This window comes from Buttiauxella cochleicola (assembly GCF_021282435.1).
Taxonomy (GTDB): domain Bacteria; phylum Pseudomonadota; class Gammaproteobacteria; order Enterobacterales; family Enterobacteriaceae; genus Buttiauxella; species Buttiauxella massiliensis.
This window is the reverse complement of sequence record NZ_JAJSOT010000006.1, coordinates 276,845-291,970: the sequence shown is the minus strand read 5'-3', so window position 1 is coordinate 291,970 and position 15,126 is coordinate 276,845. Positions and strand designations below refer to the sequence as shown.

Below are 15,126 nucleotides of genomic sequence, written 5' to 3'. Positions count from 1 at the left end.
AGAAAGGGGGCTTTGGCTGTGTTTACTTACTCTCTGGCCTCGCCCCTTGAGGTCAGCGTATGGGCTGTTCAAAATGCCAAAGCCTTTATCTTGTAACTCGAATTATTTTTGGTATGTATAAGTGAATAAATGTACGGGAAAACATATTCGGTATTAGGAATAAGATTTTCATACTAAAAAGAGTAAGTATCTCAAATACAGTAGATATGCTTTTGTTATAGGCTATGAGCCTGAAAATATTATAATTACACACATTTTCTATTAGCGGTTTCATTAATTATCTCTGCCGGTATTGTCTATGTATAAATATATGATATTCCTTCTGGCCAGCATTGTCTTCGCAGCGCAAGCCCACGCCGCTGCGATTACTTGTTCGCGAGGAAAAGCCCCAACCGCTATTACACTGCCATACCATGATCATGGAGACAGGACGATTGTCGGTGGGAAAATATATAGTAAGATTTTTACCTATTATTCGATAAACGCCGGGAGCGTTACGCTGGCATGTAATAAAGGGCCATGGAGTGTTGTTTATTATGCGATACCTGTTAATGGCCAGGAGCCGATTAGACATTCAGATGGTGGTATTGATTATTTGATTTTTCCCACATCATTGAGTGGGATTGGTATGTCATTTAATGACACATTATCGGGCCGAGACCCAAACCCAACGCCTTCGCTCAATGCCATTTCACCTGATATTCGCCGTACTTATCCGGGGGCGACAAGTACACCGGAATGGTCAACACCGATGGTTACATTATGGCGAATTCCTGGGTCGTTAGGTGAAGTTAACAGCAATGGGGTTCTGGCATTTACGGGGCCAAGTTACGTGCAGGCTATTATGGTTTATCCGCCTGATACCATAAGCCCGGACTCCCGGGCAGGTACTGGCCCGGCCCCACTACCTAACAGTTGGACGGCAAACTATATTTCATTCACGGGAGGGTTAAATCTTTATCCAGCTACCTGCACTTTCACCAATGTAAGTGTGTACTTGGGTCACTATAATCACGGAGCAATCCCTGATCCGGCTTCTTCGTGGGTAGATGCAAGTTTCACATTGAGATGCCCGCTAGCATGGGGAAGCGGGGTCATAGCCAAAGTGGGCGATAATGGGATTGGTACAAGGTCGATCCCGATAAAAAACAGTGGGTTAAATATTAAGGTTGTTCCCAGAACTGAGATTAAAGACAGTAGCAAAGGGATTATTGCATTAGATGGAACAGGGGCAAAAGGTTATGGCGTACAACTGGCTTGGGGAGATGTGTCAAATCAGCCGCGAGGTGCGGGAGTACCTGCTAAGCCGGTAGTATTTAATACCACTCTGGCTGCTGAAACCATTTCAAGCTATGAATCCAGAAGTTATGATTTGGGCGAGAATGTGACTCAACACATTAAAATGGCTGCGCGTTTTTTTCGCCTTAATAATGAGGAGGTTGAGCTTGGACCTGCACGTGCAGTTGTAGAGATAATTGCCAACTATGATTAATAAGCCTGATACATCACAGAAGTCAGGCTTTTTTATATCTGAATAAAAACCATCTGCAATGCAGATGGTTTTTTACTTCGATCAGATATGGTGCAGGTCAGATTACCACCAGGCTTCCCACATCGCGCCCACATTGAACGAATCCAACTGGGTGTTTGGCTCACCCGTAACACGCGTGGTGTGGTTGTTTTCCACCTGGCCGCCAGTCATGTAGAAGCGCAGCATTGGGCGGAACTCAGGTCCCATCGCAATTGAAATATTCTGCGACAGCGTCAGTTTCCAGCCTTTGTTATCCCCGTCGTTTTCGTAATCTACGCGCTGATAACCCGCTTCAAGCCACGTCGAATGGATGTCGTTCCAGAAATACATCGGGCGAACAATCGCGCCATAGTTACGGCGGTTATCCTGCGTTTGTTCGTCATTATCGTAATCATGGAAGGCCAACAGATATTCCACCTGTGCTTGTTGAGTAAACTTGTAGTTCCCCTCGAAGCTGGCGTACACAGTGTGTAACCCATTGGTTTTGTTATATACGCTGTTATCTGAGTGGTCAGAATAACGGGTGATAATTTTGTTCACGCCATTGTCGCCAGTATGGCTTAACACCACGGCGGCCTGCCAGGCTTTGGAGCGTTCGTCGCTGTCGATGGCTTTGGAATCAAAACCGTAGTTGGCGTACAGCTCGAAATCAATCGGGCCAAACTTGATGCCGTGCAGTTTTGACGTTGCCGCGTAATTGCCTTTATCGCCGGTACCGGAGCCGCCGGTACATGAGATGCGCGACGGGTTATCGCCGTCATCAATCATTTCAGGGTTACACTGATCGACGGCGGCAACCGCTGCGATATCCAGTTGTGCAAAGCCCAGATCCAGGCTTTTCACCCCCGCACCTTGCCCGTCGTGGTTCATCCAGAAGTAGTCGTTGATGCCTTGTTGTGGACGCTGGTGGAAGTCACGACCCGCCCAGAAATAGGCATTTGGCTGTGCTTCAAAAAGATTGGTGACGCCCGCGTAGGCCTTTTTCAGGTTAACTTCGTCGCCCCAGTGGTCGATCATCACGCCAATATCCCAGATGGCCCCGTTATCGGCTTTTATGATTTTGGTGAGCTGGAATTCGCCGCCGTTGCCTTCGTTACCTAAACGACCAATTGCGGAGGAACCGTTATAAGAACCGTCAACGCCAATGTATTTTTGATCGCCTGCCTGGAAATGCGCACCGTAACGAGCATAACCGGTGAATTTAAGCCCCAACGGAACAGCCTTATCTGGCGTAGTGGGAACTTGCGGCGTAACCAGGGTATCGGTTCTATTGAGTCGTGCCGCTTCTATTTTCGCATCGCGGTCAGCCAGCGCTTTATCCACCGCTTTCGCCACTATTTGATCGATCTGTTCTTGAGTCATTGGTTCTTGTGCGAGTACAGAAATCGGGCAAAGCGCGGCGATTACCGCCATTGTTAATGGAAGTTGTTTAATTAATTTCATTATAATCTCAATTTAGTAATTTATTTTTCAGACAATAAATATCCTGCTCTGGATTAATAGAGGCGACTCTATGGCCAAAGCATATTTATATTTTTATACTTTCATCGGATTGGACTTAATTAAAATTATTTACGTAATTACTTCTCCGTGCCAGAGGTTAAATAGTTTTTGTTTTTACATAATGCTTAGCGTTGATAAAGATGGATAATTTCGTTCGACAACTCACGTGCTAACATTGAAGTCATTAAATGGTCCTGAGCGTGTACCATAATTAACGTCATTGGCTGTTTGGCTTCACCAGCATCTTGCTCAATCAGTTTGGTCTGCATTTTGTGAGCTTCACGCGCGTAACCATCCGCTTCGTGTAATAAAAGCTTGGCCTCTTCAATATTTCCCTGACGTGCAGAATGCAGTGCTTCAAAACAAAGGCTACGTGATTGCCCTGCATTCATAATAATTTCCATTACTGCTTCTTCTAATTCGATCATCATTTTTCCCAGATTTATTAGACGGCGATTATTAATTGCTAATAGCCGTTTCTGTCAGAGGAGAGCGTGTTTCATTTTCCACGGCTGTTTTCTGTAATGAACGCTCATAAGCACGCAGGAATGGCAGATAAATTAAGGTGGAAACGACCATACAAATCAAACACATCACCACTGGGCTAAAGGCCCAGTTTGTTGCCCATGAAGCGCCAATTGGTGCGGGGGTCGTCCATGGCGTCAGGGAAACGACTTGCGCCAGCCAACCCAGTTTTGTGGCGGTATAAGCCAGAACGGCGTTGACCATCGGTACGCAAACGAATGGAATGAACAACAACGGGTTCATGATAATTGGTGCACCGAACAGAATCGGTTCGTTGATATTAAAGAAGCTTGGCACAATGCCCATTTTACCTATGGTGCGTAAGTGGGTGGCTTTGCTGCGCAGTAATAAGAACGCTAACGGCAGAGTGGAGCCGACGCCGCCAATCAATAAATAGTGGTCCCAGAAACCTTGCAGGTAAATGTGTGGTAATGCAGCGCCAGCGGCAAGCGCAGTCTGGTTTGCAGCAAGATTTGTCATCCAGAACGGGCTCATGATGCCGGTAACAATCAGCGAACCATGAATACCAGAGAACCAGAAAATCTGGCACAGCAAAACAGACAATAAAATAGCGGGCAGGGAATCAGATGCGGAAACAAGCGGTTCCAGCAGGTGCATAATTGCTTGCGGCATAATCATGCCGGTTTGCGCTTCGATGAATAAATTCAGCGGGTGCAGCGTGCCGATAATGACAACGACAGGGATCAGAATTTCAAATGAACGCGCCACGCCTGTCGGCACTTCTTTTGGCAGACGAATCGTGACTTTGTGCTCTTTAAGCCAGGCGTAAATACGTGTGGAGTAAATCGAGGTAATCAGCGCGGTGAAAATGCCCTGGCCTGAAAGGTACTGAGTCGAGATTTTGCCATCAGCATACGGTGCTGCAACCAGTAAAAATGCCATAAAGGCCAGCAAACCTGACATCACTGGGTCGAGATTAAATTGACGCCCCAGACTTGCGCCAATCCCGACTGATATGAAGAACGTCATCACGCCCATACTCAAGTTAAATGGCAACATCAGTTGTTCACGGTAAGTCTGTGAAAAATCCAGCCACGCGCGGGCAAAACCAAGGGTGGTATCGGCCGAGAACGGTGGAAAAATAAATACCAGCATAAAGGAGCCGATAATCATAAACGGCAGGGCTGCGGTGAACCCATCACGAATGGCGATAACGTACTTTTGTTGCCCCAGACGACCTGCCAGCGGAGTGATGGATTGCTCAATCACCGTCACCATTGATTGATATAGCGAACTCATATGAACCACCTTTTAGTGAGCCGCTTCGATAAGCGACAAAGCATAATCCAACACCTTATCGCCACGTTGCATGCCGTAATCCATCATGTCGATGGCTTGAACGGGAATGCCGTGAGGGGCGGTTTTTTCTGAGAGCGTACTTAACATATATTTCACTTGCGGCCCGAGCAGCACCACCTGGTAGCGCGGAAACTGCACATCGAATTCAGCGACACCGTAAGCCTCTATTTCAACAGGCATTCCTCGTTCTTCTGCCACGCTCAGCATCTTTCTGACCAGCAGGCTGGTGGACATTCCGGCAGAACAACACAACATGATCTTGACCATTAACACTCATCCTCAAAATGTAAATAAAGTATTGCGGAAATGATTTGATACTTTATGGAAACCGTTTTCCATCCGCAGCCAACAGATCTGTGATACTCATCAATATCCAGCGTTTATAGGCTTTGCTTATTGGATCGTCATCACAAAATTATCTGGTTGAGGTGCGGTTTGGACATCATGCGGAAAATCGGTTTCCATAGAAAAGCGAAACGACTATACTTAAAACTGGTTAGAATGTGAGCCAGGGCTGTATTTAGGATGACAGGCATAAGCCAGAGCCTGATAAAGGAAAATGATGTCTACAATCAATGATGTATCGCGTTTGGCTGGGGTGTCTAAAGCCACAGTATCTCGGGTATTGAGTGGATCTCGTGGGGTGAAAGAAGCAAGCCGTCTGGCTGTGCTTAAAGCGGTGGAAGAGCTGCATTACCGGCCGAATGTTATCGCGCAATCTTTACTGAGCCAGTCAACGGGCTGTATTGGCGTGATTTGTGCGCAGGATAATATTAATCAAACCACGGGTTACCTGTATGCACTGGAGAAACACCTAAGCCAGCATCAAAAGCACCTGTTGCTGCGTTTTGCCAACAGCAAAACAGAAGTTATGCACGCGCTTGAGGAACTAACCTGCGGCCTGTGTGACGACGTGCTGGTTATCGGTGCGCGTTTCCCACTCAATATCAGCCATGAGAATGTCATTCTGGTGGATTGTGTGGATGTCGACTCCAGCAACAGCATTCAGTTTGATCACGCATTCGCCGCGGAAACGGCCTGTAATTACCTGATTAAACAGGGGAGAAGGCAGATTGCCGTGATTAACCCTGACTCATGCGGTTCTGTTGACCAAATCCTTCTGGGTTACAAACGTGCACTGGAAAACAATTTCCTGCCGTTTAACCGCAACCTGATTTTCATGGACTCAACCTCTTCATCGGTTGCGCTGCAAGTGCTGCTCAATAACAGCACCACCCTGAATTTCAACGCGTTGCTTGTGGCCGATGAGCAAGAAGCGCAGCGCATTATTCCGCAATTGCAGGCGTTTAATAAATCAGTCCCGAAAGACATTATGGTGTTTAGCCTCGCCGGGTCGCTGCATTTGCCTGGCATTCCGACTATTCCAGCCATTGAGTATTCCATGGATGCGATGGCGGCAAGAATTGTTGCGTGGCTAACCGAGAAAACCAAAAGTGCGCTGGGTTCTAACGTGCTGCGTGGGGATCTGATTATTCCTGATATGGCGGGTCGAAAGTAACTTTCTGGAAAGACCAGAAACTAAAAAGCCCGGCATCTAACAATGCCGGGCTTTTTGAATATTCACTTAGATAAACAGAGAGTTAATGTGTCGCTTCGCCGATCAGAGCGCCACCGCCAGCACCAACTGCTGCACCTTTCAGCACGCTGTTGCCGGTTGCCGCTGCAGCAACACCACCCACTGCGGCACCAATAGCACCTCCAGTGCGAGCGGCCTTACCTGTTTTCCCGTGTTTAAACATGGCTCCGGTACCGCCACCGATAACTGCACCACCTACCGTACTTTTCACATCTTTGCCTGTTGCCGCACCAATTGCAGCACCGGCTAATGCACCGCCAGATGTTTTATCAATAGCAAGTACATTGCCTGAAAATGCGAAGGTTAAAAGTAACAAGCCTGGGATATATTTTTTCAAAAGCGAGTCCTCCTGGACATAAAAATACGCAATGTTTTGCGCCTGGTAATTATTCTATTCTGAATGGTTAATGGTCTGCTTAATATTTAATATCGCGAGCTTCTTCACGACCATCCTGTTTATTCTGACGTTTGTCCTGGCGGCAATCGTGATTGCTTTTATCATTACTGGTAACGCATTCACGCTTCTCGTGGCGAGAGCCCTCACGAGTATCCTGGCGAGTGTCGCGCGCTTCGCGGCGTTGCTGGCCTTGTTGAGTGGCATTGGCATTGCTGATAGAAAAAGTCGACAGCAGAATTACACCTGCCAGAACACCTGATAGCGTCGATGATTTATTATTCATGAGATAAATCCTAGAAATAAACAATGTGCGAGATGAATATCTCAATTCAAACGGTCATAAGATTTATAGTATAGATGTGCCAGTTACGTCTAAATGTAAGCAAATAAATTAAATTATATTTTTCTTTGCACTTCCTTTAATTTCAACTCACATATATATGAAAATTAATGAGTTAGTATTTTTGATTATTAGAGCTTTATTCCTTTTCTTTGCTGCAAATTCTTTTCATCTTTCATTGTTTTTAGAATGTTCACGCAAAGAAAAAGCCCCCGCATGGCGGAGGCTTCAACTGAAATACTGGCGGATTATCTACCCGTTTTTATGCTTCTGGCATCGCAGAAGAGTGGTGGGTAGAGATTTTCCACTCTTTACCATCCCACGCGTAAGTGAAGGTATAACGCGCTGAGACTTTGGATTTATCAGCGAAGGTGAAGGTGTAAGTCCCGGCATCTACCGCTTTATTACAGCCCAGTCGCACGGTGCGGCTGTCAATTTTGCCAAACGGCTTCTTCTCTAAGAAGTGTTCGAAATAATCAACTCGCTCGGCGTCAGTCAGGCGGACTTTATTGGAAACAGTCGGCAGCAATACTGCATCGCTCAGATAATTATTTGCTACTTTTTTAGCATCGCCGGTCTGCAGTGAATCGTTCCATTTATCAAACAACCCTTCGATCTGCGCTTTGTCCACTTTGACGCAGTCAGGCGCTGTGGTAGCCATAGCAGAGCCTGACACAAGAAGCAGTGAACCGACGATACCGAGTACCTTTTTCATTATTATCCCTTTGTTTCTGTTGTGTTTTTCCTGTCAATCAAACTACCAATAATAATGTGGGCATACAATATGATTTATATATAGTTACATTTCATTACTATAACCTACGTAAATCATTCAGGCGGTGGCAAAGACAAGCTTTCCGATGGCTTGAAACCGCAATGAATCAACTTTTCGCTGAATAGTGTTCCTGGAAAAAGCACATAAAAAAACTGACCTGTGACAGTCAGTTTTTTAAGATTCGATGACTTCGAGATTAGCTATCTCATGGTAACGAATTCTTCAGATCCGGTTGGGTGAATCGCCACGGTGTTATCAAAGTCTTTCTTGGTTGCGCCCATCTTCAGTGCCACCGCAAAGCCTTGCAGCATTTCGTCCATGCCGTAACCGATGCCGTGAATACCGACAATCTTCTCATCCGGGCCTGCGCACACCAGTTTCATGCGGCATGGCTGGCGGTGCGAAGTCACTGCGGTGTACATCGCAGTGAAGGAAGATTTATACACTTTCACGTTATCGTCGCCGTACTGCTCACGCGCTTGTGGCTCGGTTAAGCCGACCGTGCCGATTGGCGGGTGGCTGAACACTACGGTTGGCACGTTGCTGTAATCCAGATGCTCGTCCGGCTTGTTGTTAAACAGGCGCTCTGACAGGCGACGACCCGCTGCAACCGCGACAGGTGTCAGTTCTACAGCACCGGTGTTATCGCCCACGGCATAAATGCCTGGCACACTGGTGTTCTGGAATTTATCGACTTCAATGTAGCCTTTGGCGTTGGTTTTCACACCGGTTGCCGCCAGGTTGAAGTTGTCGGTTTCTGGCTGGCGACCAATCGCCCAAATCAGGCAATCTACGGTTTCAGAACGACCATCTTCCAGTTGCAGAGTCAGGCTGCCATCGGCGTTTTTCACCACGGCTTTTGGCACTGCCTGGGTGTGCAGAGTTGGGCCTTCGGTGTTAATCACTTCCAGCAGCGTTTCCACAATCAGTGGGTCGAAAGTACGCAGCGGCGCGTGCTGGCGCACGAACAGATGCGTTTCAGAACCCAGTGCGTTAACTACGCCTGCGATTTCGACCGCGATATAACCTGCGCCCACAACTGCAATGCGTTTTGGCAAAGCAGGCAGTGCGAAGAAGCCATCTGAATCAATACCGTACTCAGCGCCTGGAATTGACGGGCGGCTTGGGCGGCCACCAGTGGCAATCAGGATGTGGTCTGCGGTGATGGTTTCGCCATTCACTTCAACCGTGTGCGCGTCGACAAACTTGGCAAAGCCACGAATAACGTCAACGTTGTTTTTACCTAGCACATTGTCATAAGAGGTGTGGATACGGTCGATATACGCGGTACGGCTGGCAATCAGTTTGTCCCAGTCGAATTTATTCAGCGTGGTGTCAAAACCGTAATCCGGGCCGTAGTTGTGGATAGCTTCTGCGATTTGTGCCGCATGCCACATTACTTTTTTCGGTACGCAACCCACGTTAACGCAGGTGCCGCCTAACTCTTTCGCTTCAATCAGCGCGCACTTCTTCCCATACATCGCCGCACGGTTAATGGAGGCGATACCGCCGCTGCCGCCGCCAATGGCGAGGTAGTCATAATGTTTGGTCATATACAGGATTCCATGAGTGAGTAAATGATTTGCAGGATTGTAACCCTTTGCTTATCAAACCCGCAAAGGCTGCTTCTATGATTGCGATAGGGCAGGACTATACCGCGAACCAGGAAGAATCAGAATATTGCTGCTTCCCGTTGGATGCATAAATATGTATAAAACTTGCTCAGAATAGTTGCTGGTACGTCAAGGATGACGATGTTTTATTTCTGCTCTTCACTAATTCCCCCCTTCGATCATGACATCTGATCGAACCAAACAAAATACGCCTCTCTGGTTTGTCTGGCTTGCCTGGATAAGCGGTCTGGCCTGCTATGCCTTTGGCTGGAAACATGAGTTTCCTTTTATTGCATCTGGGCTTCTTTTGGCTTTTGTCATCTATTTGGTAATCAATAAAAAAGGATTTGTTATGTTCAGGAAAAAAACGCAAAAAATGGCTGATGAGATTGAAGTTTCCGCACTAAATCCAGCGGTAGATTCTCCAGTTGATGAAAATGAGAGCTCTGTAGGGAGACAAACTTCACGTCGCTGCACTGTTATTGCACAGAACACTTTGTTTACCGGAAATATTGATATCGAAGGTGATATTCATGTTTACGGCAAAGTGCAGGGAAATATTACTCTTAAAGACGGCGTCCTCTACGTGATGCGTGAGGGGTTTATTGAGGGAGAATTTACGTCACCGGCCATTGTTATTAACGGTCATGTATCAGGAACCTGTGTCGGCGAGTCTATAGAAATTCATGAACACGGTGAAATGGAAGGGATAGTTCGCGGCGTGGCGTTTTCGATTCGTCCGGGCGGGTGTTTTGTTGGGAAGTCTGAACGCCTGGCGGCGAAGAAAGAGCCTGAGTCGGAACGTGTGGTTGAGATTAAAAAGATCCAATCAGAAAAAACAGAAGAGAAAACCACAGAAGAAGCTGCAGTTCTCTCTATCGTTTAATCAGCAATTTACTCAGGCACAACCCAGCTCAGCGTGGTCGAACCGTTGCCCGATGGAACCAGCGTTTTATGCAGCCACGGCAGTACATTAGCCATTTGCTGTTCCAGCTTCCACGGTGGGTTGATTACAATCATGCCAGAAGCAGTCATACCACGGCGGTCACTGTCCGGAAGTACCGCCAGCTCAATTTGCAAAATACGGCGAATGCCGGTTTCTTCTAGCTCGCGCAGCATACGTTTGATTTGCTGACGCATGACGACTGGATACCACAGTGCATAAGTGCCTGTTGCAAAACGTTTGTAGCCATCGTTAATACCAGTAACAACAGCCTGGTAGTCGGTTTTAATTTCATACGGCGGGTCGATAAGAATCAAACCACGGCGTGAAACCGGTGGCAGTTTTGATTTCAACTGGGTGTAACCGTCAGCACGTTCAACGCGCGCGCGGTTGTCTTTCTGGAATTCAGAGCGCAGAAGCGGGAAATCAGACGGATGCAGTTCGGTCAGTTGTAGGCTGTCTTGCTCGCGCAGAAGGTGGCGTGCAATCAGCGGAGAACCTGGGTAGTAACGCAGTTGGCCGCTATGGTTATAAGCTTTCACCGCGTTGATATACGGCTCAAGTTCCGCTGGCAAATCATCGTGTTGCCAGATCCGAGCGATCCCTTCGAGATATTCACCCGTGCGTTCAGCATGTTCGCTGCTCAGTTTATATCGGCCAGCGCCTGCATGAGTATCCAGATACAGAAAAGGTTTCTCCTTCTCTTTTAAGGATTCAATAATCAGACTTTGAACGGTGTGTTTCAGTACGTCGGCGTGGTTGCCGGCGTGAAAGCTGTGGCGATAACTGAGCATGGCTTGAGGGGTTTCCAAAGACAAAAGAAGAACAACTATTCTGCACAGTATACAGCCTTATGCTCACCGCCTGGCATTGAAATTAGCTAAACTAAGCCTCATGTTAAGAAGATTGCTTTATACCCGTCATACTTCAGGCTGTGGGGGTGTTGGCTGCGCAAGCTCACCCCAGTCACTTACTCAAGTAAGCTTCTGGGGATTCTCTTCCTTGCCGCCTACCCACAGCTTGAATTATTTAGGGTATAAAAATTTCCTATGGTGCGCGAGCCGCGCTCCACTTCTCAGATATCAGGAACCGCGCTTATGACCAATCCATTGTTGACGCCTTTCGACCTGCCGCCGTTTTCCTCTCTCAAACCTGAACATATCGTCCCTGCCGTGCAGCAAGCGCTGGATGATTGCCGTGCGAAAGTCGAAAACGTGGTGGCACAGGGCGGGCCTTATAACTGGGATAATCTTTGCCAGCCGCTGGCTGAAGTGGACGACCGTCTGGGCCGCATTTTCTCACCTGTCAGCCATCTGAATTCGGTACAAAACAGCCCGGAGCTGCGTGAAGCCTATGAGCAGACGCTGCCGCTGCTGTCTGAATACAGCACTTGGGTTGGGCAGAACGAAGGGCTGTATCAGGCGTATCGCGATCTGCGCGATGGCGCGTTTTATGCCGATCTCAGCGTTGCTGAGAAAAAGGCCGTGGATAACGCGCTGCGTGATTTCGAGCTCTCTGGCATCGGCTTGCCGGAAGACAAACAGAAGCGTTATGGCGAAATCGCTGCACGCTTGTCTGAACTGGGTTCGACCTACAGCAACAACGTGCTGGATGCGACTCAGGGTTGGACAAAACTGATTACAGACGAATCACAGCTTTCTGGTATGCCGGAAAGCGCATTGGCAGCAGCACGTGCTCAGGCTGAAGCTAAAGAGCAAGATGGCTGGCTGCTGACGCTGGATATTCCAAGCTATTTGCCAGTACTCACTTACTGTGACAACCGCGAACTGCGTGAAGAGATGTATCGCGCTTATGCTACTCGCGCGTCTGACCAAGGCCCGAACGCAGGCAAGTGGGATAACACCCCGGTGATGGAAGAGATTCTGGCACTGCGCCACGAACTGGCGGAACTTCTGGGTTTTGGCAACTATGCGGAAAAATCGCTGGCTACCAAAATGGCTGAAAACCCGCAGCAGGTTCTGGAGTTCTTAACCGATCTGGCTAAACGTGCGCGCCCACAGGGCGAAGCGGAACTGGCGCAACTGCGTGCATTCACCCAAAAAGAATTTAATGTCACCGAGCTGGAACCGTGGGACATCACCTATTACAGCGAAAAACAGAAACAGCATCTGTACAGCATCAGCGATGAGCAACTGCGCCCGTACTTCCCGGAAGACCGCGCGGTAAATGGCCTGTTTGAAGTGGTGAAACGCATTTACGGTATTACCGCGAAAGAGCGCAAAGATATCGACGTCTGGCATTCGGATGTGCGTTTCTTCGAGCTGTATGACGAGAAAGGCGAGTTGCGCGGCAGCTTCTATCTCGACCTCTATGCCCGTGAAAACAAGCGTGGTGGGGCATGGATGGACGACTGCGTAGGCCAGATGCGTAAAGCCGACGGTTCGCTGCAAAAACCAGTCGCCTACCTGACATGTAACTTTAACCGCCCGGTAAATGGCAAACCTGCACTGTTTACTCATGACGAAGTGATCACCCTGTTCCATGAGTTCGGCCACGGTTTGCACCACATGCTGACTAAAGTCGAAACCGCGGGCGTTTCTGGCATCAACGGCGTGCCGTGGGATGCGGTCGAACTGCCAAGCCAGTTTATGGAAAACTGGTGCTGGGAGCCGGACGCGCTGGCGTTTATCTCCGGCCATTTCGAAACGGGCGAACCGCTGCCAAAAGAGCTGCTGGATAAAATGCTGGCGGCGAAAAACTACCAGGCAGCGCTGTTTATTCTGCGTCAACTGGAGTTCGGCCTGTTCGACTTCCGTTTACATGCTGAATTCAACCCAGAGCAAGGCGCGAAAGTGCTGGAAACTCTGTATGAAATCAAGAAGCTGGTCGCGGTTGTGCCGTCGCCGAAATGGGGCCGTTTCCCACACGCCTTCAGCCATATCTTTGCAGGTGGTTATGCGGCGGGTTACTACAGCTATTTGTGGGCCGATGTGCTCGCAGCTGATGCGTTCTCGCGCTTTGAAGAAGAAGGTATTTTCAACCGCGAAACTGGCCAGTCGTTCCTCGATAACATCCTGACCCGTGGCGGTTCTGAAGAGCCAATGGAGCTGTTCAAACGCTTCCGTGGCCGTGAGCCTCAGCTCGATGCGATGCTGGCTCATTACGGTATCAAGGGCTAAGTCATTCTGTGAAAATCTGTTTATTAACTGAATCAGGCGCCGACTCCGGCGCCTTATCACTTTTGAGCGAACGCTGGGGTCTGACACACGACGAAGACTCCCTGATGGCGCTGGTATTAACGCCAGAACATCTGGAATTGCGTAAGCGTGATGAGCCAAAACTCGGCGGCATTTTTGTTGATTTTGTCTCGGGCGCGATGGCGCATCGCCGTAAGTTTGGCGGCGGGCGTGGCGAAGCGGTGGCAAAAGCGGTTGGCATCAAAAGTGGCTATCTGCCGGATGTGGTTGACGCGACGGCAGGGCTTGGGCGTGATGCGTTCGTGCTGGCCTCTGTAGGCTGCCGAGTGCGAATGTTAGAGCGTAACCCGGTGGTTGCGGCTTTGCTCGATGACGGCTTGCGCCGTGGTTACCAGGATGCGGAAATTGGCGGCTGGTTGCAGGAACGTTTGCAGTTGATTCACGCGTCCAGCCTGACGGCGTTAAGCGATATCACACCGCGCCCTGAAGTGGTCTATCTCGACCCGATGTTTCCGCACAAGCAGAAAAGTGCGCTGGTGAAGAAGGAAATGCGTGTGTTTCAGTCGCTGGTGGGGCCGGACGAAGATGCAGATGGTTTGCTGTTGCCTGCGCAAAAACTGGCAACTAAACGTGTTGTGGTGAAACGCCCGGACTACGCGCCACCGCTCGGCGGCGTGGAAACGCATAACGCCGTGGTCACCAAAGGCCACCGTTTTGATATTTATTCGGGTACGGCAATCGTGGTGTAAAACGTAGGGCGGATAAGCTTACGCTATCCGCCGCTATGCCAGAACTGGCGGATGACGCTTTCGCTTATCCGCCCTACGGTTTAGTAACCGCTAGCTTCTAGTCTTCGTCTTCGTCACGTAGTGGAACAATCAACATATCAACGTGAACGGTGTTGATAAGCTGACGTGCGGAAGACATCAGTTTGCTCCAGAAATCCTGGTGATGACCGCAAACAACCAAATCCATGTCGTATTTCTTAATGGCATCTACCAGAACCTGGCCCAGGTCGCCGCTGCCACTCAGGGTTTCCGTAATCGGATAACCTGCGCCAGTAGACAGTTCGCTTAACGCGTGGTGCGTCTCTTCTGAAATGCGTTTCTGCATATCACCCAGATTTACATCAATCAGTCCGGTGTAGAGATCGGAGTAATTTACATCAACATGAATCAGGGAAACCTTCGCGTTGTATGGGCGAGCCATAGAAACTGCTTTTTCCACCAATACTTTGCTCTCCGGGGAGAGGTCTACCGCGATCAGAATGTGTTTGTAAGCCATAATTTTACTCCTTCCATAAGTTGTCGATGACCAGCCTGGCCGGATAGCACAATGTGCTGCTGTGGTGCTACCCGCGTGTAAAGACCTAAATTGTAGATGATATTTCTACCCTATAGCGAATGATAGAAATCGTCAATGTG

The 15,126-nt window shown here is 48.7% G+C and carries 15 protein-coding genes; 5 read left to right on the top strand and 10 right to left on the bottom strand.

The window, feature by feature from the left end; all coding sequences use genetic code 11:
• Positions 1 to 298 precede the first annotated feature (298 nt).
• A complete protein-coding gene (locus LVQ77_RS15945; RefSeq protein ID WP_232904954.1) occupies positions 299 to 1,492 on the top strand; it encodes a hypothetical protein in 1,194 nt (397 codons plus the stop codon).
• Between the two features lie 102 nt (positions 1,493 to 1,594).
• Here LVQ77_RS15945 and LVQ77_RS15940 read toward each other — a convergent pair whose 3' ends face one another.
• The 4 genes from LVQ77_RS15940 to LVQ77_RS15925 form a co-directional block, all read right to left on the bottom strand.
• Positions 1,595 to 2,974, bottom strand: coding sequence for a carbohydrate porin (locus LVQ77_RS15940; protein WP_232863937.1), 1,380 nt, complete (start codon positions 2,972 to 2,974; stop codon positions 1,595 to 1,597).
• A 185-nt stretch (positions 2,975 to 3,159) separates the two neighbouring features.
• Positions 3,160 to 3,462, bottom strand: coding sequence for a PTS lactose/cellobiose transporter subunit IIA (locus LVQ77_RS15935; RefSeq protein WP_151993846.1), 303 nt, complete (start codon positions 3,460 to 3,462; stop codon positions 3,160 to 3,162).
• A 31-nt stretch (positions 3,463 to 3,493) separates the two neighbouring features.
• The gene (locus LVQ77_RS15930; protein WP_232863936.1) at positions 3,494 to 4,819 is read right to left on the bottom strand and encodes a PTS sugar transporter subunit IIC; all 1,326 of its coding nucleotides are present in this window, start codon (positions 4,817 to 4,819) and stop codon (positions 3,494 to 3,496) included.
• A 12-nt stretch (positions 4,820 to 4,831) separates the two neighbouring features.
• Positions 4,832 to 5,146 carry a PTS sugar transporter subunit IIB gene (locus LVQ77_RS15925; protein ID WP_151993845.1) on the bottom strand — a complete coding sequence of 105 codons (315 nt, stop codon included), beginning with the start codon at positions 5,144 to 5,146 and terminating at the stop codon, positions 4,832 to 4,834.
• A gap of 295 nt (positions 5,147 to 5,441) precedes the next feature.
• Between LVQ77_RS15925 and LVQ77_RS15920 the strand changes: the two genes are divergently transcribed.
• Positions 5,442 to 6,398 carry a LacI family DNA-binding transcriptional regulator gene (locus LVQ77_RS15920; RefSeq protein WP_232863935.1) on the top strand — a complete coding sequence of 319 codons (957 nt, stop codon included), beginning with the start codon at positions 5,442 to 5,444 and terminating at the stop codon, positions 6,396 to 6,398.
• 82 nt (positions 6,399 to 6,480) lie between these two features.
• On the opposite strand, the gene LVQ77_RS15915 is transcribed toward LVQ77_RS15920, so the two are convergent.
• The 4 genes from LVQ77_RS15915 to gorA all read right to left on the bottom strand — a co-directional run bounded on the left by LVQ77_RS15915 (position 6,481) and on the right by gorA (position 9,541).
• Complete coding sequence (locus LVQ77_RS15915) at positions 6,481 to 6,813, bottom strand: glycine zipper family protein (RefSeq protein ID WP_232904953.1); 333 nt, start codon at positions 6,811 to 6,813, stop codon at positions 6,481 to 6,483.
• A 79-nt stretch (positions 6,814 to 6,892) separates the two neighbouring features.
• Positions 6,893 to 7,156 (bottom strand): hypothetical protein, encoded by a 264-nt coding sequence (locus tag LVQ77_RS15910; protein WP_232904952.1) that lies wholly within the window; start codon positions 7,154 to 7,156, stop codon positions 6,893 to 6,895.
• A gap of 319 nt (positions 7,157 to 7,475) precedes the next feature.
• The gene (locus tag LVQ77_RS15905; protein WP_034460571.1) at positions 7,476 to 7,928 is read right to left on the bottom strand and encodes an SgcJ/EcaC family oxidoreductase; all 453 of its coding nucleotides are present in this window, start codon (positions 7,926 to 7,928) and stop codon (positions 7,476 to 7,478) included.
• A 260-nt stretch (positions 7,929 to 8,188) separates the two neighbouring features.
• Entirely contained in the window at positions 8,189 to 9,541 is a 1,353-nt protein-coding gene (gorA, locus tag LVQ77_RS15900; protein ID WP_232904951.1) for a glutathione-disulfide reductase, read from the bottom strand.
• 241 nt (positions 9,542 to 9,782) lie between these two features.
• Here gorA and LVQ77_RS15895 point away from each other — a divergent pair, with 241 nt between their 5' ends.
• Complete coding sequence (locus LVQ77_RS15895; RefSeq protein ID WP_232904950.1) at positions 9,783 to 10,487, top strand: bactofilin family protein; 705 nt, start codon at positions 9,783 to 9,785, stop codon at positions 10,485 to 10,487.
• Between the two features lie 8 nt (positions 10,488 to 10,495).
• On the opposite strand, the gene LVQ77_RS15890 is transcribed toward LVQ77_RS15895, so the two are convergent.
• The gene (locus LVQ77_RS15890; RefSeq protein ID WP_232863933.1) at positions 10,496 to 11,338 is read right to left on the bottom strand and encodes a 23S rRNA (adenine(2030)-N(6))-methyltransferase RlmJ; all 843 of its coding nucleotides are present in this window, start codon (positions 11,336 to 11,338) and stop codon (positions 10,496 to 10,498) included.
• Positions 11,339 to 11,641: 303 nt separating this feature from the next.
• Here LVQ77_RS15890 and prlC point away from each other — a divergent pair, with 303 nt between their 5' ends.
• Both prlC and rsmJ read left to right on the top strand, forming a co-directional pair.
• Positions 11,642 to 13,684, top strand: a complete 2,043-nt coding sequence (gene prlC, locus LVQ77_RS15885; protein ID WP_232904949.1) for an oligopeptidase A — start codon at positions 11,642 to 11,644, stop codon at positions 13,682 to 13,684.
• Between the two features lie 8 nt (positions 13,685 to 13,692).
• Positions 13,693 to 14,451: a 16S rRNA (guanine(1516)-N(2))-methyltransferase RsmJ gene (gene rsmJ, locus LVQ77_RS15880; RefSeq protein ID WP_232904948.1), complete on the top strand. Its 759-nt coding sequence runs from the start codon at positions 13,693 to 13,695 to the stop codon at positions 14,449 to 14,451.
• 97 nt (positions 14,452 to 14,548) lie between these two features.
• On the opposite strand, the gene uspA is transcribed toward rsmJ, so the two are convergent.
• Positions 14,549 to 14,986: a universal stress protein UspA gene (uspA, locus tag LVQ77_RS15875; RefSeq protein WP_034460563.1), complete on the bottom strand. Its 438-nt coding sequence runs from the start codon at positions 14,984 to 14,986 to the stop codon at positions 14,549 to 14,551.
• Positions 14,987 to 15,126 lie beyond the last annotated feature (140 nt).

What these genes read in the sequence shown, in the direction of transcription:
- LVQ77_RS15945 (WP_232904954.1), top strand. Translation starts at nt 299, where the DNA reads ATGTATAAATATATGATATTCCTTCTGGCCAGCATTGTCTTCGCAGCG.
- LVQ77_RS15940 (WP_232863937.1), bottom strand. Translation starts at nt 2,974, where the DNA reads ATGAAATTAATTAAACAACTTCCATTAACAATGGCGGTAATCGCCGCG.
- LVQ77_RS15935 (WP_151993846.1), bottom strand. Translation starts at nt 3,462, where the DNA reads ATGATCGAATTAGAAGAAGCAGTAATGGAAATTATTATGAATGCAGGG.
- LVQ77_RS15930 (WP_232863936.1), bottom strand. Translation starts at nt 4,819, where the DNA reads ATGAGTTCGCTATATCAATCAATGGTGACGGTGATTGAGCAATCCATC.
- LVQ77_RS15925 (WP_151993845.1), bottom strand. Translation starts at nt 5,146, where the DNA reads ATGGTCAAGATCATGTTGTGTTGTTCTGCCGGAATGTCCACCAGCCTG.
- LVQ77_RS15920 (WP_232863935.1), top strand. Translation starts at nt 5,442, where the DNA reads ATGTCTACAATCAATGATGTATCGCGTTTGGCTGGGGTGTCTAAAGCC.
- LVQ77_RS15910 (WP_232904952.1), bottom strand. Translation starts at nt 7,156, where the DNA reads ATGAATAATAAATCATCGACGCTATCAGGTGTTCTGGCAGGTGTAATT.
- LVQ77_RS15905 (WP_034460571.1), bottom strand. Translation starts at nt 7,928, where the DNA reads ATGAAAAAGGTACTCGGTATCGTCGGTTCACTGCTTCTTGTGTCAGGC.
- gorA (WP_232904951.1), bottom strand. Translation starts at nt 9,541, where the DNA reads ATGACCAAACATTATGACTACCTCGCCATTGGCGGCGGCAGCGGCGGT.
- LVQ77_RS15895 (WP_232904950.1), top strand. Translation starts at nt 9,783, where the DNA reads ATGACATCTGATCGAACCAAACAAAATACGCCTCTCTGGTTTGTCTGG.
- LVQ77_RS15890 (WP_232863933.1), bottom strand. Translation starts at nt 11,338, where the DNA reads ATGCTCAGTTATCGCCACAGCTTTCACGCCGGCAACCACGCCGACGTA.
- prlC (WP_232904949.1), top strand. Translation starts at nt 11,642, where the DNA reads ATGACCAATCCATTGTTGACGCCTTTCGACCTGCCGCCGTTTTCCTCT.
- uspA (WP_034460563.1), bottom strand. Translation starts at nt 14,986, where the DNA reads ATGGCTTACAAACACATTCTGATCGCGGTAGACCTCTCCCCGGAGAGC.